Genomic DNA, 22,866 nt, shown 5'->3' with positions numbered 1-22,866 from the left:
CACGACACCCAGGGGCGCGGGGAACTGCGCACATCCCCCCACGCACCCGCACCCGACCGCCCGACCCCCGCCCGCACGCTTCAGGGGCGCGGGGAACCGCGCGAATCGTCCCCGGCCGCCGCGTACCGTTCGCGCAACTCCCGCTTGAGGATCTTCCCGCTCGCGTTGCGCGGCAACTCCCCCACGAACAGCACCCGCTTGGGCACCTTGAACCCGGCAAGCCTCTCCCGCACATGCGCCAGCAGCTCGCCCTCGCTCACCTCACCCCGCGCCACGACGACCGCGGTCACCGCCTCGATCCACCGTTCGTCCGGCAGCCCGACCACCGCCGCCTCGGCGACCCGGTCATGGGTGTAGAGCGCGTCCTCGACCTGCCGCGAGGCGATCAGGACCCCTCCGGAGTTGATGACGTCCTTCACCCGGTCCACGATCGTGAAGTAGCCCTCGGCGTCCCGCACGGCGAGGTCCCCGGAGCGGAACCAGCCGCCCCGGAAGGCCTCGGCCGTCTCCTCGGGCCTGTCCCAGTACCCCTCGCACAGCTGCGGCGAGCGGTAGACGATCTCGCCCCGCTCCCCGTCCGGCACGTCGTCGCCCGCCTCGTCGACCACCCTGGCCTCCACGAACAGCACCGGGCGCCCGCAGGAGTCCATGCGGCCCTTGTGCTCCTGGGGTCCGAGGACCATGGCGAGCGGGCCGATCTCGCTCTGCCCGAAGCAGTTGTAGAAGGCGAGCCCCGGCAGCCGCTCCCTGAGCCGCTCCAGCACGGGCACCGGCATGATCGAGGCACCGTAATACGCCTTGCGCAGCCCGCTGAGATCGCGCGTGGCGAAGTCGGGGCGGCCGGCGAGGGAGATCCACACGGTCGGCGGCGCGAACAGGCTGTCGGCGCGGCCCTGTTCGACCAGGTCGAGGATGCGGTCACCGTCCGGGGCGTCCAGGATCACGTTGCGCGCGCCCACGGCGAGATACGGCATCAGGAACACGTGCGTCTGCGCGGAGTGGTAGAGCGGCAGCGCGTGCACGGGCAGGTCGCCCGCGCTCAGATCGAGGGCGGTGATCGCGCTGAGGTACTCGTGCACCAGCGCGCGGTGCGTCATCATCGCGCCCTTGGGCAGGGCGGTCGTACCGGAGGTGTAGAGGAGCTGTACCAGGTCCTCGCCGCGTGGTTCCTCACCGTCGTACGGCTCGGTGGCGGCGAGCCGGGTCAGGAGGCAGTCGCCCGCGTCCCGCAGCGCGAGCAGCGGGGTACCCGCGGGAAGGTGTCCGGCCAGGTCCGGGTCGGCGAGGACCAGCGCGCAGCCGGACTGCCCGACGATGTACGCCAGATCGTCGCCGGTCAGGTTCTGGTTCACCGGGACGTGCACCAGCCCGGCGCGGGCGCACGCCAGGAAGGCGATCAGATACGCGTCCGAGTTGTGCCCCAGCGCCCCGACGCGGTCACCGCGTTCGAGTCCCGCCTCCCGCAGGGCGCGGGCGGCGCGGGAGACCGCGTCGTCCAGCTCGGCGTAGGTCCATGCCCGGTCGCCGTACTCGATCGCGACCCGCTCGGGGGTGCGCCGTGCGCTGCGCCGCAGCGTGCCGTCGACCGTGGCGCTCCGTCCCGCCGTCATGGACCCGCTCCTTCGTCCGCCGTGTCGATGCCCTGGCGGGATACTCGTCGGGTCCTGCGGCAAAGGTCAAGCCGGCGTCACACCTGCCGGGTCCGGCCCTCCCAGTACGGGTCCCGCAGACGGCGCTTGTACAGCTTGCCGTTCGGGTCGCGGGGCATCGAGGCGATGAAGTCGACGCTGCGGGGCCGCTTGTAGCCGGCGAGCCGCTGCGCGCAGTGGTCGAGGAGGGCGGCGGCGAGCGCCGCGTCCGGGTCGTGGCCGGGCGCGGGTTCGACCACCGCCTTCACCTCCTCGCCCCAGTCGTCGTGCGGGATCCCGAAGGCGGCGGCGTCGGCCACGGCCGGGTGGGAGAGCAGGGCGGCCTCGATCTCCGCCGGGTAGATGTTGACCCCACCGGAGATGATCATGTCGATCTTGCGGTCGCGCAGGAAGAGCCAGCCCTCCTCGTCGAGGTGGCCGAGGTCGCCGACGGTGAAGAAGTCTCCGACGCGGTTCTTCCGGGTCTTGTCGTCGTCCTTGTGGTACGAGAAGCCGCCGGTGCTCATCTTCATGTAGACGGTGCCCAGTTCGCCGGGTGGCAGCGGCTCGCCGTCGTCGTCGAGGACGGCGAGCTCGCTGATGGGCCAGGCCCTGCCCACGGTGCCGGGCTTCTTCAGCCAGTCCTCGGCGCTCGCGAACGCGCCTCCGCCCTCGCTCGCCGCGTAGTACTCCTCCACGCACATGCCCCACCATGCGATCATCGCCCGCTTCACGTGGTCCGGGCAGGGCGCGGCGCCGTGGATGGCGTGCCGCATGCAGGAGACGTCGTAGCGCGCCCGTACGTCCTCGGGCAGGGCGAGCAGGCGGTGGAACTGGGTCGGCACCATGTGCGTGTGCGTGCACCGGTGGGTGTCGATCAGTCGCAGCATCTCCTCGGGGGTCCACCGGTCCATCAGCACCAGCCGGTGCCCGATGTGCAGGGACGCGGCGGCGAACTGGAGCACGGCGGTGTGGTAGAGCGGCGAGCACACCAGGTGGACGTTGCCGTCGAAGGGCCGGATGCCGAAGATTCCGAGGAACCCGCCGAGATACGTCTCCTCCGGCAGTCTGCCCGGGAGGGGGCGCCGGATGCCGCGCGGCCGGCCCGTGGTGCCGGAGGTGTAGTTCATGACCCAGCCCAGCGTGCGCTCCTCGGGCGCCGACTCGGGCTGTCCGTCGAGGAGTTCGTCGTAGGGGCGGAAGCCCGCGCAGGCGCCGACCCCGTAGCGGTGGGTGTCCGGGAGCTTCGCCTCGTCGGCGGCCTCGCGCGCCGTCTCGGCGAACCGTTCGTGCGTGATGAGCACCTTGGCACCGGAGTCGGCGACGATCCAGGCGATCTCGGGGCCCACGAAGTGGTGGTTGACCGGCACGAGGTACAACCCGGCCTGGGTGGCGGCCAGATGCGCGGTGAGGAACTCGACGCCGTTGGGCAGGATGACAGCGAAGGCGTCGCCGCGGCGAAGGCCTGCGGCGCGCAGTCCGTGGACCAGGCGGTTGGCCGCGGACAGCAGCCTGCCGGCGCTCCACTCCCGCCCGTCGGGCGCGACGAGGACGGCGCGTTCGGGGTCGGCCGCGGCCTGCGCCCAGAATCCGACCGGGTTCTCGTTCACCTCTGGCTCCTTCCGGCGATCCGGTTGATGCGGGTGACGGCGCGTTCGAAGCCGCGGGTGAGGTCGTCCACGATCTCGCGCACACCGCGTTCGTCGTTCATCCGGCCGACGACCTGGCCCACGGGGGTGCCGAGCAGCGGCTCCACCTCGTACTTCTGGATACGGGTGAGAGCGTCGGCGACGAGCAGGCCCTGGAGGGGCATGGGCAGGGCGCCCGGCCCGCCGGGATGGTCCCAGGCGTCGGTCCAGGCGGTGCGCAGCTGCCGCGCCGGTTTGCCGGTCAGCGCGCGGGAGCGGACGGTGTCGCCGGACCCCGCACCGATCAGCTTGCGCACGACCGAGGAGGGCAGGCTCGCCTCCGCGGCGGTCAGCCACAGCGAGCCGAGCCAGACGCCCTGCGCGCCCAGCGCGAGCGCCGCGGCCACCTGCTCCCCGCTGCCGATGCCCCCGGCCGCGAGGACGGGCAACGGGGCGACGGCCTCGACGACTTCGGGAGTGAGCACCATGGAGGCGATCTCGCCGGTGTGGCCGCCGGCCTCGTACCCCTGCGCCACGACGACGTCGATGCCCGCGTCCCTGTGCTTGCGCGCGTGCCGCGCACTGCCCGCGAGGGCGGCGACCAGGACGCCGTGCTCGTGCGCGCGGTGGACGACGTCGGCGGGCGGGGAGCCGAGCGCGTTGGCGAGGAGCTTGACCGGATGGTCGAAGGCGACGTCGAGCTGGGAGCGGGCCACCTGCTCCATCCAGCCGGTGATGCGCCAGCCGGCCGCGTCCCCCTCGGCGAGCGGGGGCACCCCGTGCGCGGCGAGCGTCTCGCGCACGAACCGCCGGTGCCCCTGCGGGATCATCGCCTCGACGTCCGCCTCGGTGACCCCCTCGACCTTCTTCGCGGGCATCACCACGTCCAGCCCGTAGGGCCTGTCGCCGGTGTGCGCGTCGAGCCAGTCGAGGTCGCGTGCGAGGTCGTCGGGGTTGGTGTAGCGGACCGCGCCGAGCACGCCGAGACCGCCGGCCCTGCTGATCGCGGCGGCGACGGCGGGGAACGGTGTGAAGCCGAAGAGGGCGTGTTCGACGCCCAGTCGCTTGCTCAGCTCCGTCTGCATGCGCGCAGGATGCCGCAGCGGCCGGGAGGAGGGAAGTCTATTTCTGATACTCCGTCAGATTCGCTGTCGGGAAACGGTGTTCAGCAATCCCGTGGTCAGCGGTCCGGTGGTCAGCGGTCCGGTGGTCAGCGGTCCTCCTCGAGAACGGCCATGGCCGCGTTGTGTCCGGGGACCCCGCTCACCCCGCCGCCGCGCACCGCGCCCGCGCCGCACAGCAGGACGTTCGCGTCGCCGGTCTCCACGCCCCAGCGGCCGGTGCCCTCTTGGGCGTGGGGCCAGGCCAGTTCCCGGTGGAAGATGTTCCCGCCGGGCAGCCGCAGGTCGCGCTCCAGGTCGAGCGGGCTCTTGGCCTCGATGCAGGGGCGGCCGTCCGCGTCCGTGGCCAGGCAGCTCTCGATCGGCTCGGCGAGATGTGCGTCGAGTTGCGCGAGCGTCGCCTTCAGCAGCTCCTCCCGCACCGCGTCGTTGTCGCGCTCGAAGAGCCGGGCCGGCGTGTGCAGCCCGAAGAGGGTCAGGGTCTGGTGTCCGCGGGCGACGAGGTCCGGGCCGAGGATGGTCGGATCGGTCAGGGAGTGGCAGTAGATCTCCGAGGGCGGCGCGGCGGGCAGCGCCCCGGCGGCGGCCTGCGCGTGGGCGGCCGCGAGTTGCCCGTAGCCCTCCGCGACGTGGAAGGTGCCGGAGAACGCCTCGCGCGGGTCGACGGCGGTGTCCCGCAGCCGGGGCAGCCGGGTGAGGAGCATGTTCACCTTCAGCTGCGCGCCCTCGGCCGGGGCGGGCGGGGCCTGGCCGGTGAGCCGGGCCAGTTCCTGCGGCGAGGCGTTGACGAGGACGTGTCGGGCCGCGACGGTGCCCTCTCCGTCCGCGCCCCGGTAGGTGACCTCGGCGGCGCGCCCGTCGGTCTCGACACGGAGCGCCTCGCAGCCCGTGGCGATGACCGCGCCCGCCGACCGGGCCGCGGTGGCCAGCGCGTCGGTGAGCGCCCCCATGCCGCCCACCGGGACGTCCCACGCGCCCGTGCCCCCGCCGATGACGTGGTAGAGGAAGCAGCGGTTCTGCCGCAGCGAGGGGTCGTGGGCGTCCGCGAAGGTGCCGATCAGCGCGTCGGTCAGGACCACGCCGCGCACCAGGTCGTCGGTGAAGGCCTCCTCGACGGCCACGCCGATCGGCTCCTGGAAGAGGGCCCGCCAGGCCTGGTCGTCGTCGACGCGGCGGCGCAGTTCGTCCTGGGTCGGCAGCGGCTCGGTGAGCGTGGGGAACACCCGCTCGGCGACCCGGCCCGTCATGGCGTAGAAGCGCTGCCAGGCCTCGTACTCGGCCCCCGAGCCGGTGAGGCGCGCGAACGCCTCACGCGTCCTGCGCTCCCCGCCCCCGACGAGCAGGCCGGTGGGGCGTCCGCCCCGCTCGACGGGCGTGTACGAGGACACGGTGCGCGCCCGTACCCGGAAGTCGAGCCCGAGGTCGCGCACGATCTTCCGCGGCAGCAGGCTGACGAGATAGGAGTACCGGGACAGCCGGGCGTCCACCCCGGCGAACGGCCGGGTGGAGATCGCCGCTCCCCCGGTGTGCTCCAGCCGCTCGAGGACCAGTACGGACCGCCCGGCCCGGGCCAGATAGGCCGCGGCCACCAGACCGTTGTGGCCGCCACCGACGATCACCGCGTCGTATCCCTCGTGTACAGGCATGGTTCTTGGTAACACGGGACGATCTACGGCGACCAGAGGGCGTGCCGGGTCGGACGCGCGGCGGGCCCCAGCCTTGCCATGGCCCGCAGGATGTGCCGCGGCGGGAGCTGCCAGCGCACGCGTGCGGGGACGCGGCGCAGCAGGATGCCCGTGGCCCGCAGCCGCCGGGTGACGGTGGCGGCGTCGGGGGCCGGTCTGCCGTACAGCTCGTGGGCGGACGGCGGCAGGGACGCGTACGCCAGCAGTGCCACCCGTCGCCACAGCAGTTCGCGGACGGGGGCGAGCAAGGGGTGCGCGGGAGGCCGGAGCAGGAAGTCGTCCACGACGCGGGCCTCGGGGCCGGCGGCCAGCCGCGGCCGCACCCGCTCGAAGTAGGCCGCCAGCTGCGCCCGATCGCCCGGCACGGCGTCCGGGTCGAGGCCCACCAGCCGGGCGCTGACCCGCTGTTCGCCGATGTACCGGTCGGCCAGGGCGTCGCGGAGCGGGAACCCGGAGCGGCGGCCGACGTGCAGATAGGAGTCGATCTCGGCGCAGTGCACCCACAGCAGCAGGTCCGGTTCGTCCACGCGGTACCGCTCCCCCGTGTCCGGGTCCCCGGCCCACAGCATCCGGTGGATCCCGCGCACCCGGGCTCCGGCGCGCTCGGCGGCCGCCGTGGTGCCGTAGGTCGTCGTACCGACGAAGCTCGCGGTGCGCAGCAACCGGCCCCAGGCGTCCCGCCGGAAGTCGGAGTTCTGCAGGACACCGCGCACGGCACGCGGGTACAGGGCCTGGAGGTAGAGCGCCCTGATCCCGGCGACCCACATCATGGGATCGGCGTGCAGCTGCCAGGTCACCGAGGAGGGCCCGAAGAGCCCCGGATCCGCGTCCACCCCGCCAGTGTGGCCCGGGCCGACGGGGTCCTCAACCCGCCGGAGCGCGGGGCCGCGCGCGCCCTCTGGAACGTTGCCGGAGGCACATGCCGCGAACTCGGAACCCGGCGCACCTGATCACCGTCACCTCATGTACAGGTCACCGCGTACCCAACCGGGCGATTCCGGGGCGCTCCACGGACTCCGACCGCCATCGCGGCGCCTGTCACACCATTCCGAACAGGTGCAGGAAGTCAGGTACTCACACGTGCATGAGAGCAAGCCTCACAGACGGCTGCCACTCGCCCTGGCGGCAGCCGTACTGACGGCCGCGGGAGCCGCGGCCGTCCCATCGCCCGCCCACGCGGCGGGAGTCGGGACGTCGGCCGACAGCCGTCAGCACATCTTCGAGCGGGCCGCGGCGCGGTACGGCGTCCCGCTGCCCGTCCTGCTCGCCGTCTCGTACCACGAGTCCGCCTGGGACGCCCACGCCGGCGAGCCCAGCACCAGCGGCGGCTACGGGCCCATGCATCTGACGGACGTGACGGCGGGGATGCTCGCCGCGAACGGCGCGGGCGCGGCCGGCAAGGGCGACCTCGCCGCGCAGGCCTCCGCTCCGGCCCTGCACACCCTCGACTCCGCCGCCGCACTCACCGGACTGCCCGCGCAGCGACTGCGTACGGACGACGCCGCCAACATCGGCGCCGGTGCCGCTCTCCTCGCCTCCTACGCGAGGAGCACGGTCGGGGGTACCCCGCGGGACCCGGGCCGGTGGTACGCCGCCGTCGCCCGTTACAGCGGCTCCACCGAGCAGCGCGCGGCGGGCGCCTTCGCCGACCGGGTGTTCGCCACCATCGAGAACGGCGCGCGGGAGACCACCGGCGACGGACAGCGCGTCGACCTTCCGCCCAGCCCGGATGTCCGTCCTGACACCGCGCAACTGCCCGCGCTGCACCTGAGGACGGCCGGCGCGGCGGACGGCACCGAGTGTCCCGCCACCCTCGGCTGCACGTTCCTGCCGGCGGCCGGGGCGAACGGCCAGGTCTCCGACCGGCCCGCCAACGGGATCAGGATCGACTCCATCGTCATCCACGACACCGAGTCGTCCTACGACGCCACCCTCAACAGCTTCCAGAAGCCGGGCGGCGGATCGGCGCACTACGTCATCCGCTCCTCGGACGGCGCCGTCACGCAGATGGTGCCCACCAAGGACATCTCCTTCCAGGCGGGCAACTACTCGACCAACCTGCACTCGATCGGCGTCGAGCACGAGGGCTACGCCGCCGCGGGCGGCACCTGGTACACCCAGACCGAGTACGAGACCAGCGCGGAACTCGTCCGCTACCTGGCCGAGCGCTTCGACATCCCGCTGGACCGGCAGCACGTCCTGGGGCACGACAACGTGCCGGGGCCCAACTCGGCTCTGATCTCCGGCATGCACTGGGACCCGGGACCGTCCTGGGACTGGGAGCGCTACATGCGTCTGCTGCACGCCCCGCTGGGCGGCCGGCACGGCGTGGGCCCCGTCGGCTCGGCGGTCACCATCACCCCCGGGTACGCCCGCAACCAGCAGGCGGTACAGATCTGCCCGGCCGACGACCCCACCGGCGCCACACCCGAGTGCACCGAGCGGACCCAGCCCTCGAACTTCGTCCGCCTGCGCACCGCGCCCAGCGCCACCGCGCCGCTCTTCGGCGACCAGGCCGTCCATCCGGACGGGGTCGGCACCGACCGCGTCAACGACTGGGGCGGCACCGCGGCGGCCGGTCAGCAGTTCGTCGTCGCGGACCGCGACGGCGACTGGACGGCCATCTGGTTCAGCGGCGCGAAGGTCTGGTTCCTGAATCCGCACGGGTGCAACACCACCCCGGCCCGCGACGTGACGATCCTCGGCGCCGCCGGGACGTCACCGGTGGCCGTGTACGGATCGAGCTACCCGGACGCGAACGAGTACCCCGCCGGGCTCTCCCCGTCCACCCAGACCGCGCTCTCCTTCTACACGGTCCCGGGCGGCCAGGCGTACGTCGCCACCACCGCGCCCGCCCCCACCGTCGACTACTTCCCCTCCAGCGGCCGGGTCGTCACCGGCGGGAAGGCGATGTACACCATCCAGTACAACCACCGCACCGCCCTGGTGTACGCCCCTGACGTTGCCGTGCACTGACCGTCACCGGCTCGGCAGGCCGCCCGGCGACGGCATCCGGCGGGGTGCGTCCGCACCCCGCCGGGCGATCCAGGGGGACGTCGGCCGTACCCCTCCGCTGCCGTGCCGCCTGTCAGGCGGTGGTGCCGCCGTCGATCACCAGGTCGTGACCGACGACGTAGCTCGACTCGTCGGACGCCAGCCACAGCACGGCGTGCGCGATCTCCTCGGTGGTGGCCACCCGGCCGATGGGGACGGCGCCCCGCACCCGCGCGTCACGGGCCTCCTGGTCCTCGCCGGAGCGGTAGGACAGCGGGGTGTCCGTGGCGCCCGGGCTGATCGCGTTGATCCGGACGCCGTCGGCGATGTACTCGCGGGCGGCGTTGCGGGTGAGCACGCTGACGGCCGCCTTGGACGCCGCGTACGCGGACATGCCGGGCCGCCGTCCGTGGAAGCCGATGTTCGAGGCGCAGTTGACGATGGCCCCGCCGCCCTGGGCCCGCATGTGGGCGATCTCGTACTTCATGGCGAGCCAGATGCCGGTGGTGTTGACGGCGAAGACGTCGGCCCAGACCTCGTCCTCCAGTTCGGCGGTCGGGGCCGGGCGGCCGACGGTGCCGGCGTTGTTGAAGGCCACGTGCAGCCCGCCGTGGCGCTCGACCACGGTCTCCACCAGCCGGGAGAAATCCGCCGAGCGGGTGACGTCCGCCTGGACGAAGTCGCCGCGGCCGCCCGCGGCCTCGATCTCCTTGACGGTCTCGGTGAGCGGCTCGACGCGTCGGCCCGCGACGACCACGGTGGCGCCCTCGCGGGCGAAGCGCAGTGCGCTCTCCCGGCCGATGTTGGAGCCACCGCCGGTCACGAGGACGATCCGGTCGATGAAGCGGTCGGTCATGGGTGTGCCCTACTTTCTTGGTCGTGGGTTCGAACTGGTCATTCGTAAGATCAGCGGGACCCAGGGGCTCTGGGTATGGCTGCATGGGTGGTCGCCGCCTGATGGCTGGAAAGGCTTGGCCGCCCGGAGCCCCGCGACGACTCGACCGCCAATTGGGAGATGCGACTCGATCGCTGTGTAGGGCAACGTCGGCGAGGTCGTCTGCTGGGCTGTGAACACGCGACGAGCTGGCGGAGGTGACCGTGCCCCATATATGGGCCGGAGTGGACATCGGCAAGGAACATCATCACTGCGTGGTGATTAACCCGGACGGCGAACGCCTGCTGTCCCGCCGGGTCTTGAACGACGAGGCGACCCTGCTCAAACTGATCGGGGACGTCCTGGCCCTCGACATGGACGTGCTGTGGGCGGTCGACCTCAACCACGGCGGAGCCGCCCTGCTGATCGGGTTGCTGCTCAGCCACGACCAGTCGATGGTCTACATCACCGGGCTGACCGTGCACCGCGCTTCGGCCTCCTATCGCGGCGAAGGCAAGACGGACGCCAAGGACGCCTTCGTCATCGCCGACCAGGCCCGCATGCGCCGCGACCTGGGCCAGCTGCGGCCCGGCGACGAGATCGCAGTGGACTTGCGCACCCTGACCGCCCGCCGCACCGACCTGATGTGCGACCGCACGCGCCAGATCAACCGCTTGAGGGCTCAACTGCTGGAGATATTCCCAGCGTTGGAGCGCGAACTGGAGCTGACGAACAAGGGTCCCGTCGTCCTGCTGACGGGCTACCAGACTCCGGCGGCGATCCGCCGTAGTGGCCGGAAACGCATCGAGACGTGGCTGCGCAACCGCAAGGTCCGCAGCGCCGCGACCTCGCTAGGACAGCGACGGAGGCCGCTGAAGCCCAGCACACGGCCCTGCCCGGCGAGGAGCTGGCCGCCGCGATGGTGGTCCGGCTCGCGAAGGGGGTGATGGCCCTCGATGAGGAAATCGTTGAGATCGATGCTCTGATCGAGGCCCGGTTTCGCGAGCACCCGCACGCCGAGGTGATCCTCAGCCTGCCCGGCATGGGCAAGCAGATGGGCGCCGTCTTCATCGCTGCTACCGGCGGCGACATGGACGCCTTCGGCAGCGCCGACCGGCTCGCCGGATACGCCGGCCTCGCCCCGGCCCCACGCGACTCCGGACGCGTCAGCGGCAATCTGCGCCGGCCACACCGCTTCCACCGCGGTCTGCTCAACGCGATGTACCTCTCCGCACTCTCCAGCCTCAAGAGCTGCCCAGCCTCCAAGGCGTACTACCAACGCAAACGCACCGAGGGGAAGGGCCACAAGCAGGCGTTGCTGGCGCTCGCGCGCCGCCGCGTCAATGTCCTGTGGGCCATGATCCGCGACGGAGCGTGCTACCAAGCCATACCGCCTGTCATGGCAGCGGCTTGACATCAGCATTGGGAAGCCTTTCCCAGGGGGATGATGGCGGCCCGTCACGCGGGCTCGTCCAGTGAGGGGTTCCCGGCCCTGCCGGGCTTGCCGGCCGGTGCCGCCCAGGCACCGAGCAGCGCGCTCGCCAGGAACACGACCGCGGCCGTGGCCAAGGCGAACGAGGAGTTGGACGGTCTGCCCGTGGGTCGGCCCGCTTCCCGGATGTACGCTCCAGGCGGCCACCGACCCTCCCGCCCCCCGTCCGCCTCGGCCCACGCCCGCCTCGACGTCGGCCCGGAGCGAAGCGAAGCAGTGGTCGCCCATATACCGCTTTCCCCCCATGAGTTGCCGAGGGAACCCCCTACCGCCCCCGACCCGCCGCCGGCTGCGAAAATAACGTCGCCCAGGTTTCCTTCCAAACGGATATCCGAAAGCCCCAGCGGGAACGGGCGGTTCCGACGAAGGAGCGCATCCTCACAGCCGCCGCGGAGGCCTTCGCCGCCCATGGCTACCCGTCGGTGACGATGGCGGAGGTGGCCGAGATCACGGGACGACGGAGGGGTCCGTGTACTCCGCTTCGAGAACAAGGACGCCCTCCGGCTCACCGCGATCGACTTTTAGCGGCCCGGCTGCTGACACGGACCGCGGCCGCCCTGCGCGACGAGGCGGTCATGCGGGGCCGGAGGGGAAGCCGAGCTCAGCCGCCGCGCCGTACCCGGGCCGCCTCGCGGGCCTCCGCGAGCTTGCGGGCCTCGCTGCCCTTACGGGACGGCCTGCCACCAGAGGCGCTCCTCGCGTCCTTGGTGCTGCCCAGGCCGCGGAACGGGAGGTTGTGGTTCTTGGGGCGCGGTGCGGCCGCCCCGCGGTCGAGAGGCTGTCCGGAGGGGGCCTTGGCGCCGGTGATGCGGCTCAGCTCCGCCTCTCCGGACCGGACTTTGGCGACCTTGGGGATGACGTCGGCGTCGGCCATGACCTGGCTCGTCTCGCGGCGCTGTCCCGAGAGGACGAGGGTCACGACGGTGCCGGAGCGGCCGGCCCGGGCGGTGCGGCCCGCGCGGTGCAGATAGTCCTTGGGGTCGTTGGCCGGGTCGACGTTGACCACGAGGTCGAGGTCGTCGATGTGCAGGCCGCGTGCGGCGACGTTCGTCGCCACCAGGGCGGTGACCTGCCCGTTCTTGAACTGGGCCAGGGTCCGGGTGCGCTGCGGCTGGGCCTTGCCGCTGTGCAGGGCGGCGGCCGCCACACCGCTGGCCCGCAGATGCCGCGTCAGCTGGTCGACGCCGTGCTTGGTGTCCAGGAACAGCAGGACGCGGCCGTCCCGTGCGGCGATCTCCGTGGTCACGGCGTACCGGTCGGGACCGTGCACGACGAAGACGTGGTGCTCGATCGTGGAGACCGCGCTGGACGAGGGGTCCACGGAGTGGACAGCGGGGTCGCGCAAGCGGTCCCGCACCAGCTGGTCGACGTCGCGGTCGAGGGTGGCGGAGAACAGCATGCGCTGCCCGTCGGGCCGCACCTGGTCCAGGATCTCGGTGACCTGCGGCAGGAACCCCATGTCACACATCTGGTCGGCCTCGTCCAGGACCGTGATGCGCACCCGTCCCAGCCGGCAGCCCTTGCGGTCGACGAGGTCGTGCAGCCGGCCGGGCGTGGCGACGACGATCTCGGCGCCGTCCCGCAGCTCGGCGGCCTGCCGTCCGAGGGACACTCCGCCCACCACGGTCGTGAGCCGCAGCCGCAGCGCCTCGGCGTACGGGGTGAGTACCTCACCGACCTGCTGCGCCAGCTCCCTGGTGGGTACCAGAACGAGCGCCAGCGGCTCCTTGGGCTGTGCGCGCCGCCCGGCCGTCCGGGCGAGCATCCCCAGGCCGAAGGCGAGCGTCTTGCCGGAACCGGTGCGGCCCCGGCCCAGGACGTCCCGTCCCGCGAGCGCGTTGGGCAGGGCCGCCGCCTGGATGGGGAAGGGCACCGTCACACCGTGCTCGGCGAGCACCCGCAGGATCTCGGGCGGCAGCCCCAGCTCCGCAAAGGACGCCGCCGGGGGCAGAGCCGCGGTGGCGCCCGACTTCTCGTCCTGCTGCTGGGCGTCGACACGTGCTGATTCGCTCACAGAGAGCCTTCCTTCAAAGGGACCGTACCGAGGAAGGCGCGGCGGAGACGCGGCCGCCGGCCAGGGACCCCGCACCGGGCACCGACACAGCGACGCTGCAAACGCTCCACGCTAGCACGGAGCGCACCGCTCGCCCGAGCCTCCCATGGCCGCGCCGCTCAGCCGGAACGACGACTGGAGCCGCCTGTGCCGACCGTCTCGACGCGCTGAACCGCAAGGCCTCTGCCCGCGAAAGCGGCGCCCGCCCGCCAAGATCCGCACCAGACCCTCAGCCCCGCACGGCGCAGTTGCGCCGGCCCTGCGGAATGAGCAGGTCAGCGGGGCCAGGACGCCAACAGGCCAAGCCCATCCCCCCGCCATGCCGACGGAAAGGCCTCCTCACACGGCCGCTCACCTGCGGACGCGTGGCATTCCCAGGCCGATCCAGGTGATGATCTCGCGCTGGATCTCGTTGTTGCCGCCGCCGAAGGTGAAGATCACGGCGGAACGGTAGCCGCGTTCGAGTTCGCCGTGCAGCACGGCCCCCGCCGAGCCCTCCTTGAGCGCGCCGGCCGCCGCGACGACCTCCATGAGCCACGCGTACGCCTCGCGCCGGGCCTCGGAGCCGTAGACCTTCACGGCCGAGGCGTCCTGCGGGGTGAGCGTGCCGTCCTGGACGGCGTTCACCATCTGCCAGTTGAGGAGTCTCATCGCGTCGAGTCTGGTGTGCGCCTGGGCGAGCCGGCGCCGTACCCAGGGCAGATCGATCACCCGGCGGCCGTCGGCCAGCCGAGTCCGGCGCGCCCACTCCTGCACGTCGTGCAGAGCGCGTACGGCCATGGTGCCGTGGGCGGCGAGGGTGACGCGCTCGTGGTTGAGCTGGTTGGTGATCAGCCGCCAGCCCTGGTTCTCCTCGCCGACGCGGTGGGAGACGGGGACGCGGACGTTCTCGTAGTAGCTGGCCGTGGTGTCGTGCGAGGCGAGGGTGCGGATCAGGGTGCAGGAGTAGCCGGGGTCGGATGTCGGCACGAGCAGCATGCTGATGCCCTTGTGGGCGGGAGCGTCCGGGTCGGTGCGCACGGCGAGCCAGACCCAGTCGGCGGTGTCGCCGTTGGTGGTCCAGATCTTCTGGCCGTTGACGACGTACTCGTCGCCCTCGCGCACCGCCCGCGTCCTGAGGGAGGCGAGGTCGGTGCCCGCGTCCGGTTCGCTGTAGCCGATCGCGAAGTCGATCTCGCCCGAGAGGATCCTCGGCAGGAAGTACTCCTTCTGCGCATCGGTCCCGAACCGCATGATGGTCGGGCCGACGGTGTTGAGGGCCATCAGGGGCAGGGGCACACCCGCCTGGGCGGCCTCGTCGAAGAAGACGAACTGCTCCACGGGGCTCAGCCCGCGTCCCCCGTACTCCGTGGGCCATCCCACGCCCAGCCAGCCGTCGGCGCCCAAGGCGCGGATGGTCTCCCGGTAGAAGCGCTTCTGCTCCACGTGATCGGTGTGCCGCGCGTACGCGTGGTCCGGCACGAGCCGGGCGAAGTAGCCGCGCAGTTCGGTGCGCAGCCGCTGCTGCTCCGGCGTGTAGTCGAGATGCACGGCGCCTCCCAGGCTCCCGAAGAGCGGTCGCGGCGGCTCGGGTCGCCGCCGACGGCGCACACCGTAGAACGTGTTTCAGAAATTGGGAATGGCGGCATACGGATTCGCGGGACGGCGCCCGGCAGGGAGCGCGGGTCAGCTCAGGGTGCCGAGGAAGTCCGCGCAGGCCCGGGCGCAGACGCGGCAGGCGTGCGCGGCCTGGGCCCCGTCGGGGTCCGTGTCCAGGAGGTGCGCGCCTTCGAGGCAGACGGCGCGGCACCACTCCACCTGGCCGCGGATCGCGGCCTCGTCCCATCCGCCCTGCTCGCCGCCCTGCGCCAGCACACGGCGGGTGGCGTCGCAGACCTCCGCGCACATGATCGCGCTGCGTCGGGGGAGTTCCTCGGCCCCAGGGCCCTCGTCCGGTTCCGCGAGGCCCGCCCGCAGGGCGCAGGTCCGGGCGCACTCGGTGCAGCTCTGCGCGCAGGCGAAGCGGTCCTCCAGGAAGCGGTAGACGTCGTGCGGGGAGGTCGTCGTCACGCAGTGCGGGTAGCCGGTGCCCGGCGGGCCAAACACGGCCGGGGCGCCGCCCTCGGCGCTCAGCCCTTCGCGCGCGCTCCCCCGACCGCCGCCGGATGCTCCTCCACATGTGCGGCGATCGCGTCGGGGCTGAGGTAGACGTCGGTCTTCTCGAAGTCCTTGAGCGTGGCCGGGCGGCCCGACTGGAGGCCCGTCCTGATGAAGTCGTAGCCCGCCAGCGTGTTCAGGGCCCAGTTCGTCAGGGTGCGGACGCGGGCCGGGACCGTGCGCAGCGCCGCGAGGTGGTAGCCGCGGGCGACGATCTGGGCGGGCAGGCCGGTGAGGTCGACGCCGAGGGGGCGGGACACGGCCTGCGCGGAGCCGAGGTCGACGACCAGTCCGAGGTCGCGGTGGTGGTAGGCGCTGAGCGGCTCGCCGCGCAGGGCCGCCGTGATGTTCTTCGCGGCGGTCCAGCCCTGCCGCATGGCGTGCTGGGCGGTGGGCGGGCAGACCGCGTCGCCGCCCTTGGCCAGGTCGGGCACCGCGGCGGCGTCGCCGAGGCCGAGGACTCCGTCGAGTCCCGGCACCGTGAGGTCGGGGCGGACGACCAGCCGGCCGTGGTCGGTCCGCGCCTCCAGGGTGGCGACCAGCGGGCTCGCCGCGACCCCCGCGGTCCAGATCAGGGTGTGGCAGGGCAGTTCACGGCCGTCGGTGAGGGTGACGGTGTACCGCGTGGCCTCGGCCACCGAGACACCGAGGGAGATCTCCACCCCGCGGCCCCTGAGGAGCCTGAGGGCCTTGGCGCCGAGGCGGTCGCCGAGTTCGGGCATCAGCTTGGGGGCGATGTCGACGAGATGCCACTTGATGAGCGTCGGGTCCAGCCCCGGGTAGCGTCGCACCGCGGCGGCGGTCAGGTCGTGCAGGTAGGCGGCGGTCTCCGTGCCGGCGTAGCCGCCGCCCACCACCACGAACTGCAGGCGCATCTCGCGTTCGGCGCGGTCGTCGCACGCCGCGGCCAGGTCGAGCTGGGAGATGACGTGGTCGCGCACCCACGCCGCCTCCGCGAGCGTCTTCATGCCCACGGCGTGCCGGTCCACGCCCGGGATGTCGAACTGCCTGGTCACGCTGCCCGGGGTGAGCACGAGGTAGTCGTAGTGCTCGACGATCGTGTCACCGTTGATCTTGCGGATCACCACCGCCTTGGCCGCGGGGTCCACGCCGACGGCCGCGCCCGGCACGATGACCGTGCGCCGCAGCAGCCGGCGCAGCGGCACGGCGACCGACTGCGGGGTCAGGATCCCGGCGGCCACGTGCGGCAACAGCGGCAGGTAGAGCTGGTGGTCGTAGGGGGCGACGAGCCTGAGTGAGGCCTCACCCGGCCTGAGGGTCCGCTCCAGCTTGCGCGCGGTCTCCATCCCGGCGAAACCGCCGCCGACGACCAGGATCCGGGGCACGGCCATGGCTGGTCCCTCCAGACGCAGACTCCCACGCCTGCCACGCTAGGTAACACCGCCCGGGCCCGCATCCGCAGACCCGCGGCGCGGCGTCCGCCGGCGTCTCCCGGGCCCCGGGGGCGGCGGCTCCGGCCGCGGCGCCGACGTCCGCCGGGGACGCCGCCGGGGACACGGTCCGCGCCGTCCTGCTCCGCCCCGCGCCGAGCCGCGCACGTTCCCGCCCGCGGCGCACGTCCGCGCCCCGCTGCGCGCACATCCGCACCGCCACGTCCGTCCGTCGGTCCGGCGCACGTCCGCGCTCCGCCGCGCACGTCCACACCGCCGCGTCCGCCCGCCAGTCCGCCAGTCCGTCCGCCCGTCTGTCGGTCCGCCGGTCAGTCCGACCGTCCGACCGTCCGACCGCATACGTCTATCCCGTGTCCCGCTGTCCCGCGCGGCGTGCGTCGCCGTCGGCGTCGGCCGGTGTCCGGCGCTCGCGGATCAGGAGTCGGTTGACGTACCAGGCGGCCACCTGTGCGCGTGAGGTGAATCCGAGCTTGGCGAGGATGCGTTGCACATGCCCCTCGGCCGTGCGAGGGGCGATGACCAGGCGGGCCGCGATCTCGCGGTTGGTCAGGCCCTCGCAGACCAGCTCGGCGATCTCGCTCTCCCTGGGCGTCAGCGGCGACTCCTCGTCGCTCGACCGCGTCTGGCCGTCGGCCGGGCTCGCCGCGTCGAGCGCGTAGTCGATCGCCGCCTGTTCGGGCAGGGCGCGGCCGCGCCGGAACGCCGCGTCGTGGCGCTGATCGCCCAGTGCCGCGCGCACCGTGGCGCTGTGCCGCTGATGGGCGGCGCCCACCAGGCGGAAGAAGTCCGGTGAGGTGCCGACCGCCTGCCACATGGCGGTGGCGGCACCGAACAGCGTGGCCGCCCGGACATGGCGTTCCTGCCGGACGCTCGTCCAGGCGAGTATCTCGAACGCGAACGCCATCAGGAACTTCGCGCTCACCCGGCGGCGCAGGTTCAGGGACTCCCGGACCGCCGCCTCCGCGTGCGCCAGGTCGTGGTCGAACTCGAGGAAGGAGAGGGCCAGCAGCGCCCAGGAGCGCCAGATCGCCTCTCCCCGCCGCGCGGTGACGGCCAGTGACTCCTGCAGGAGGTCCAGGCCCCGCTCGCGCTCTCCGCCGTGTCCGAGGATGAGTCCGTGGACGGACGTCGCGAGAATCACGCCGCTCACGTCGTGCCCCGCCCGCAATCCCGCCATGGCCTCGCCGGTGAGCGCGGCGGCCTGCTCCATGTCGTCCAGGGACGCGGCCCGCATGCCTTCCACCAGGGTCACGTACGCGCTCTCGGTCGCGAGGCCGAGCCGGCCGGCCAGCTCCGCGGCCTCGTCGAGTCGCTCGCGCGCTCCGTCGAGATCGCCCTGCAGCAGTGCGACCCAACCGCATCGGCGCAGCGCGGACGCGCGTTCCGGTGAGGGACCGGGACTCGCCGCCAGCGCCTGGTCGAGCCACTGGCGGGTCACGCTGTTGAAGCCCTGGACTCCCAGGTAGGTTCCCAGCCGGTCCGCCAGGCGCAGGGCGGCGACGCCGTCGTCACGCTGGGCGAGGCTGAAGGCGAACGCCTCGCGCAGGTTCGCGTGCTCCCGTCGCAGCCGCAGGATCCAGTCCTCCTGGCCCGGCCCCATCCAGTCCGCCTGGAACCGCTCCACCATCCGCGCGTACCAGTCGTGATGGCGGCGGCGGGCGGTGGCGTCCTCCTCGGCCGCGACGAGCCGCGCGAGGCCGTACTCCCGAACGGTCTCCAACATCCGATGGCGCACATGGCCGTCGTGCTCGTCACGGATCAGGATGGACTTGTCGGCCAGGGACAGGACGAGGCCCGGTATCTCCTCGCGTGACATCCCGTCGAACGCGCCCACGTACTCGATGCCGGCCAGGTCGAAGCTGCCGGAGAACACCGACGCCCGCGCCCACAGCCGCCGTTCGGACGGCGAGCACAGGTCATGGCTCCAGTCGATCAGCGCCTGCAGGGTGCGCTGCCGTGGCGGAGCGCTCCGCGGGCTGACGTTGAGCAGGCTGAAGCGTTCGGCCAGGCGCTCCTCTATCTGGCCGAGCGAGAGTGCGCGCAGCCATACGGCGGCCAGTTCGATGGCCAGCGGAATCCCGTCGAGCGCACGGCACAGCCGGGCGACGGCCGGGCCGTTCTGCCCGCGCAGTTCGAAGCCGGGCAGGACGGCGCCGGCCCGGTCGACGAACAGCCGCACCGCGTCGTGCTGGGTGAGCGCGTCCGGCGACAGCGCGTCGTCGGGGGCGGGTACCGGCAGGGGAGGTACCACCAGGGTGGTCTCGCCGTAGACGCCGAGCGACTGCCGGCTCGTCGCGAGGATCCGCACCCGCGGACAGGCGCGCACGAGAGCGTCGACGAACACGGCACAGTCGCCGACGAGATGCTCGCAGTTGTCGAGCGTGAGGAGCAGCTCGCGGGATCCGAGATGCTCGATGATGACGTCGATCGTCGTGCGCGAGGGCTGGTCGTGCAGGCCGAGCTGCTGCGCCACCGTGTGCGTGAGAAGCGAGGCGTCATGCAGTTCGGCCAGCTCGACGAAGCGCACGCCGTCCCGGAAGTCGCGCCGCACGCCCGCGGCCACATGCGCGGCCAGACGCGTCTTTCCCACCCCGCCGGGCCCGGTGAGCGTCACGATCCTCGACGTCGCCAGCAGCCGCTTCGTGTCGGTCAGCTGCTGGCGCCGCCCGACGAAACTGGTGACGTCGACCGGAAGGGTCTCGGCGCTCTCCAGGACGCTGGGCCGAGCGGTGGTGGTCATACTTTCGAAGACTAATCCACCCTCGTACGCCCCAGAACCTACCGAAAAGTAGCTTGGGGCGCGTGCTCGTGGCGTCGCCGGCCCGCCGGTGGGGAACGCCTCGACGACGGGGTCCCCCACCGGCTCGGCGCTCAGGCGCTGTGCGCTCCGGTGAAGTCGGTGATGAGCTTCTGCCACTCCTCGGGGCGCTCGACCATGGGGAGGTGGCCGGTGGGGATCTCGACCAGCCGGGCGCCGGGGATGGAGTCGGCGAGTGCGTGGTGCAGGCGGGTGGAGGTGAACCAGTCCTGGGTGGTGGAGACGACCAGGGTGGGTGCCTGGATGTGGGCGAGGTCGTCGCGGACATCCATGCGGGAGGCGAGTTCGGCGTGCTCGGGGGTGCCCTCGGCGATGTTGGCGGCGGTGTAGGCCACGGCCTGCTCCAGCTGCTCGGACGGGGTGGCCTCCAGTGCGTCGGCGCCCATGGCCATCATGACCAGGAAGTGGGCCAGCAGCTCGGGGTCCGTCAGGGCCAGCCTGCGCCAGAGCGGGACGGACAGCGCGAGCCGGTTGTCGCCGTGGGCGAAGGTGGCGGTCAGCACCAGGGCGGTGACGCGCTCGGGGTGGCGGGCGGCGGCACGCACGGCGACCGGGCCGCCCAGGGAGTACCCGGACACCGCGAAGGTCTCCAGGCCCTCGGCGACGGCGGCGGCGACGAGCTGGTCGGCCAGGTCGTCCAGCGACAGCGGGGTGCTGGAGCGCGGGGTCTTCCCGCTGCCCGGGTAGTCGACGCCGACGACCTTGTGGCGGGCGGCGAGGCCGTCGAGGATCGGGCCGTAGGTGTTGGGGCACCCCGGCGGCAGGTAGGTGGCCGACAGGTAGTGGTCCGCGTGGTCCTCCCCTCCCGGCGACGCGGGGGCGCGCCGCAGAGTGGGGGGTGTTCTACCGCACAGCGCCGTTCACCTCCCGGTGAGGACGATGAAGACCACGCAAGAGCCCTCCCCCGCGATCCTGACGCCGACGCTCACCCTCGGCCGCCCCCGTCGCGGCACGCCCCCCGGCGCCGCCCGCCTCGCCGGTGCCGCCACCGCTCCGCCCGGCACCGACACACGGTCCAGCCGGCTCGCCCACCGGGCGGAGGCGGCCGCGCACGCTCGTCGCCTGGTGCGCTCCGCGCTCGGCGACTGGCACATAGCCGGGGACGACGCCGATTCCGTGCTTCTGGTGGCGTCGGAGCTGGTGACGAACGCCCTGGAGCACGCACGGCCGCCCCTCGTCCTGCGCCTGTCCCGCGAGTGCGCGGGTCTGCGGGTGCGCGTGGGAGTCACCGACGGCGGACCCGCGACCCGGCGGGAATCCTGGGCCTCCTCGCGCGCTCCCGGGGAGCACGGGCGCGGCCTGGCCATCGTCGAGGCCCTGGCCGCCGCTCGCGGCACCGCCGGTCACCCGCACGGAACGACACGCTGGGCCACCGTGCCCGTGGCTCGCGAGGACGTGCCGGCCGGGGTCGGCGGGTTCCACGGGTCGTGACCTTGGACCACGAGGACGGCGCCGTGCGCGCCCCGGCACCCCCGCCGGACGAGATGACCAGCTTCGTCGGGCGGCGCCGGGAGGTCGGCCAGGTCAGACAGGCACTCGCCGACAGCCGGCTGGTGACCCTGGCCGGGCCCGGCGGCATCGGCAAGACCTGGCTGGCGCTCCAGGTCGCCGGAAAGGTCCGGCGCTCCTTCCCGGACGGCGTGCTGGTCGCGGAACTCGCCTCCCTCAGCGACCCGGACGAGATCGTCCTGCTGCAGACGCTCCGCGAGTACGGGCGGCAGCGGCTGGCGGCCTCGGGCGAGGAGGCCGCCCTGCGCGAACGGCACCGCGACTGGTGCCAGCAACTGGCCCGGCGGCTCGCGGCCGAGTGGTTCGGTCCGGACCAGATGCGCTGGTTCGCCCGGCTGCGCCGGGAGCAGTCGAACCTGCGGGCGGCCCTGGAGTACTGCGCGACCGAGCCCGGCCAGGCGAGGGCGGGGCTGCGGCTGGCGGCGGCCCTGTGGTTCAACTGGTCCGGCCCCGGCTCCGTCGCGGAGGGGCGGCGCTGGCTCGACCGGCTGCTGGCGCTGGACTCCGGCCCGAGTCCCGAGCGGGCCCACGCCCTCTTCACCCATGCGTGGCTCGCCGTCGTGCAGGGCCGCTCCCGGGCGGCCGCCCGGTGCTGGGAGGAGTACCGCACCGTGGTCGCGGACCTGGAGAGCGACTCCCACCTGGAACGCAGAAGCGAGACACTCGCGGGACTCGTCGCCCTGATGGCGGGAGACTGCTCGGCCGCGGTCCCCCGACTGGAGACGGCCCTGTCCCGTCACGAGGCCGCGGGTGATCTCGGCCTGGCCGCGGTCACCTCCTTCATGCTCGCCCTGGCCTGCTTCAGCCTGGGCGACCCCGCGGGTCACGCCCATGCCGAACGGTGCCTGGACCTGGGCGAGTCCCATCAGGCCCCGTGGTCCAGGAGCCGTGGCCTGTGGATCACGGGGCTGGCCCACCACCTGGGGAACCGGCCGGACCGCGCCCGCACCCGGCTGCGCGCGTCGCTCGCGCTGATCCGCTCGGCGCTGAGGGACTGGCCGCTGTTCCACGACCCGTGGGTCTCCCACTGCCTCGAGGTCCTGGCGTGGTGCGCCGAGCGGGAGGGCCAGGCCGAGCGGGGCGCGACGCTGCTCGGCGCGGCCGAGGCGACATGGGAACTCGCGGGAGCCACCCGGTCGGGCTTCGACTTCCTGCAGGCCGGCCACGAGCGGTGCCAGGTGTCGCTGCGCGAGGAGTTGGGCGAGGACCGGTTCCTGACCGCCTTTCGCGCCGGTGAGCGGCTCACTCCCGACCAGGCGGTGGCCTACGCGCTGGAGGAGGGCACCTCGCCCCCGCTCCCGGAGCGGCAGGTGGCGCCGGCGACGCCGCTGAGCCGCCGCGAGACGCAGGTCGCGCGGTTGGTCGCGAAGGGACTGACCAACAGGGACATAGCCGCTGAACTGGTGATCTCCGCCAGGACGGCCGAAGGCCACGTCGAGCGGATCCTGTCCAAGCTCGGTTTCACCTCGCGCTCCCAGATCGCGGCCTGGAGCGTGCGGGGCGAGTAGCGGCGGAT

Annotated in this window: 15 protein-coding genes and 1 pseudogene; 4 read left to right on the top strand and 12 right to left on the bottom strand. The window is 72.9% G+C overall.

Going from position 1 to position 22,866, the window contains the following annotated elements:
* Positions 1-80 precede the first annotated feature (80 nt).
* The 5 genes from AB0C59_RS03540 to AB0C59_RS03520 all read right to left on the bottom strand — a co-directional run bounded on the left by AB0C59_RS03540 (position 81) and on the right by AB0C59_RS03520 (position 6,895).
* A complete protein-coding gene (locus AB0C59_RS03540; RefSeq protein WP_363000555.1) occupies positions 81-1,610 on the bottom strand; it encodes an acyl-CoA synthetase in 1,530 nt (509 codons plus the stop codon).
* Between the two features lie 77 nt (positions 1,611-1,687).
* Entirely contained in the window at positions 1,688-3,238 is a 1,551-nt protein-coding gene (locus AB0C59_RS03535; RefSeq protein ID WP_363000554.1) for an acyl-CoA synthetase, read from the bottom strand.
* Complete coding sequence (locus AB0C59_RS03530) at positions 3,235-4,341, bottom strand: nitronate monooxygenase family protein (RefSeq protein ID WP_363000552.1); 1,107 nt, start codon at positions 4,339-4,341, stop codon at positions 3,235-3,237. Before AB0C59_RS03530 ends, AB0C59_RS03535 begins: the two co-directional genes overlap by 4 nt.
* Before the next feature lie 125 nt (positions 4,342-4,466).
* Complete coding sequence (locus tag AB0C59_RS03525; RefSeq protein ID WP_363000550.1) at positions 4,467-6,023, bottom strand: NAD(P)/FAD-dependent oxidoreductase; 1,557 nt, start codon at positions 6,021-6,023, stop codon at positions 4,467-4,469.
* Positions 6,024-6,046: 23 nt separating this feature from the next.
* On the bottom strand, positions 6,047-6,895 hold the full coding sequence (locus AB0C59_RS03520) for an oxygenase MpaB family protein (RefSeq protein WP_363000548.1): 849 nt from the start codon (positions 6,893-6,895) through the stop codon (positions 6,047-6,049).
* Positions 6,896-7,142: 247 nt separating this feature from the next.
* Here AB0C59_RS03520 and AB0C59_RS03515 point away from each other — a divergent pair, with 247 nt between their 5' ends.
* Positions 7,143-9,038 carry an N-acetylmuramoyl-L-alanine amidase gene (locus AB0C59_RS03515; protein ID WP_363000546.1) on the top strand — a complete coding sequence of 632 codons (1,896 nt, stop codon included), beginning with the start codon at positions 7,143-7,145 and terminating at the stop codon, positions 9,036-9,038.
* Positions 9,039-9,150: 112 nt separating this feature from the next.
* On the opposite strand, the gene AB0C59_RS03510 is transcribed toward AB0C59_RS03515, so the two are convergent.
* A complete protein-coding gene (locus AB0C59_RS03510) occupies positions 9,151-9,912 on the bottom strand; it encodes a glucose 1-dehydrogenase (protein ID WP_363000544.1) in 762 nt (253 codons plus the stop codon).
* A 236-nt stretch (positions 9,913-10,148) separates the two neighbouring features.
* On the opposite strand from AB0C59_RS03510, the pseudogene AB0C59_RS03505 reads away from it, so the two are divergent.
* Positions 10,149-11,344 (top strand): annotated as a pseudogene (locus tag AB0C59_RS03505) (IS110 family transposase).
* A 679-nt stretch (positions 11,345-12,023) separates the two neighbouring features.
* Here the strand turns inward: AB0C59_RS03505 and AB0C59_RS03500 are convergent.
* From AB0C59_RS03500 to AB0C59_RS03475, 6 genes are all read right to left on the bottom strand, one after another.
* Entirely contained in the window at positions 12,024-13,436 is a 1,413-nt protein-coding gene (locus AB0C59_RS03500; RefSeq protein WP_363000542.1) for a DEAD/DEAH box helicase, read from the bottom strand.
* A 390-nt stretch (positions 13,437-13,826) separates the two neighbouring features.
* Complete coding sequence (locus AB0C59_RS03495; protein ID WP_363000540.1) at positions 13,827-15,005, bottom strand: acyl-CoA dehydrogenase family protein; 1,179 nt, start codon at positions 15,003-15,005, stop codon at positions 13,827-13,829.
* 135 nt (positions 15,006-15,140) lie between these two features.
* Positions 15,141-15,524: a ferredoxin gene (locus AB0C59_RS03490; protein WP_363000538.1), complete on the bottom strand. Its 384-nt coding sequence runs from the start codon at positions 15,522-15,524 to the stop codon at positions 15,141-15,143.
* Positions 15,525-15,583: 59 nt separating this feature from the next.
* Positions 15,584-16,963, bottom strand: a complete 1,380-nt coding sequence (locus AB0C59_RS03485; RefSeq protein WP_363000536.1) for an NAD(P)/FAD-dependent oxidoreductase — start codon at positions 16,961-16,963, stop codon at positions 15,584-15,586.
* Between the two features lie 403 nt (positions 16,964-17,366).
* A complete protein-coding gene (locus AB0C59_RS03480) occupies positions 17,367-19,763 on the bottom strand; it encodes a LuxR C-terminal-related transcriptional regulator (RefSeq protein WP_363000534.1) in 2,397 nt (798 codons plus the stop codon).
* Between the two features lie 131 nt (positions 19,764-19,894).
* On the bottom strand, positions 19,895-20,572 hold the full coding sequence (locus AB0C59_RS03475) for an alpha/beta fold hydrolase (protein ID WP_363000629.1): 678 nt from the start codon (positions 20,570-20,572) through the stop codon (positions 19,895-19,897).
* 148 nt (positions 20,573-20,720) lie between these two features.
* On the opposite strand from AB0C59_RS03475, the gene AB0C59_RS03470 reads away from it, so the two are divergent.
* On the top strand, positions 20,721-21,272 hold the full coding sequence (locus AB0C59_RS03470) for an ATP-binding protein (RefSeq protein ID WP_363000532.1): 552 nt from the start codon (positions 20,721-20,723) through the stop codon (positions 21,270-21,272).
* Entirely contained in the window at positions 21,269-22,858 is a 1,590-nt protein-coding gene (locus AB0C59_RS03465) for a LuxR C-terminal-related transcriptional regulator (RefSeq protein ID WP_363000530.1), read from the top strand. Before AB0C59_RS03470 ends, AB0C59_RS03465 begins: the two co-directional genes overlap by 4 nt.
* Positions 22,859-22,866 lie beyond the last annotated feature (8 nt).

Origin of the sequence: Streptomyces sp. NPDC048664 (genome assembly GCF_040650555.1) — a bacterium.
Lineage (GTDB): Bacteria > Actinomycetota > Actinomycetes > Streptomycetales > Streptomycetaceae > Streptomyces.
The sequence above is the reverse complement of the archived record's forward strand: the minus strand, read 5'-3'. Positions and strand labels throughout refer to the sequence as shown.

Coding starts and splice junctions, on each gene's coding strand:
- AB0C59_RS03540 (WP_363000555.1), bottom strand. CDS start 1,610: ATGACGGCGGGACGGAGCGCCACGGTCGACGGCACGCTGCGGCGCAGC.
- AB0C59_RS03530 (WP_363000552.1), bottom strand. CDS start 4,341: ATGCAGACGGAGCTGAGCAAGCGACTGGGCGTCGAACACGCCCTCTTC.
- AB0C59_RS03525 (WP_363000550.1), bottom strand. CDS start 6,023: ATGCCTGTACACGAGGGATACGACGCGGTGATCGTCGGTGGCGGCCAC.
- AB0C59_RS03510 (WP_363000544.1), bottom strand. CDS start 9,912: ATGACCGACCGCTTCATCGACCGGATCGTCCTCGTGACCGGCGGTGGC.
- AB0C59_RS03485 (WP_363000536.1), bottom strand. CDS start 16,963: ATGGCCGTGCCCCGGATCCTGGTCGTCGGCGGCGGTTTCGCCGGGATG.
- AB0C59_RS03480 (WP_363000534.1), bottom strand. CDS start 19,763: ATGACCACCACCGCTCGGCCCAGCGTCCTGGAGAGCGCCGAGACCCTT.
- AB0C59_RS03470 (WP_363000532.1), top strand. CDS start 20,721: ATGAAGACCACGCAAGAGCCCTCCCCCGCGATCCTGACGCCGACGCTC.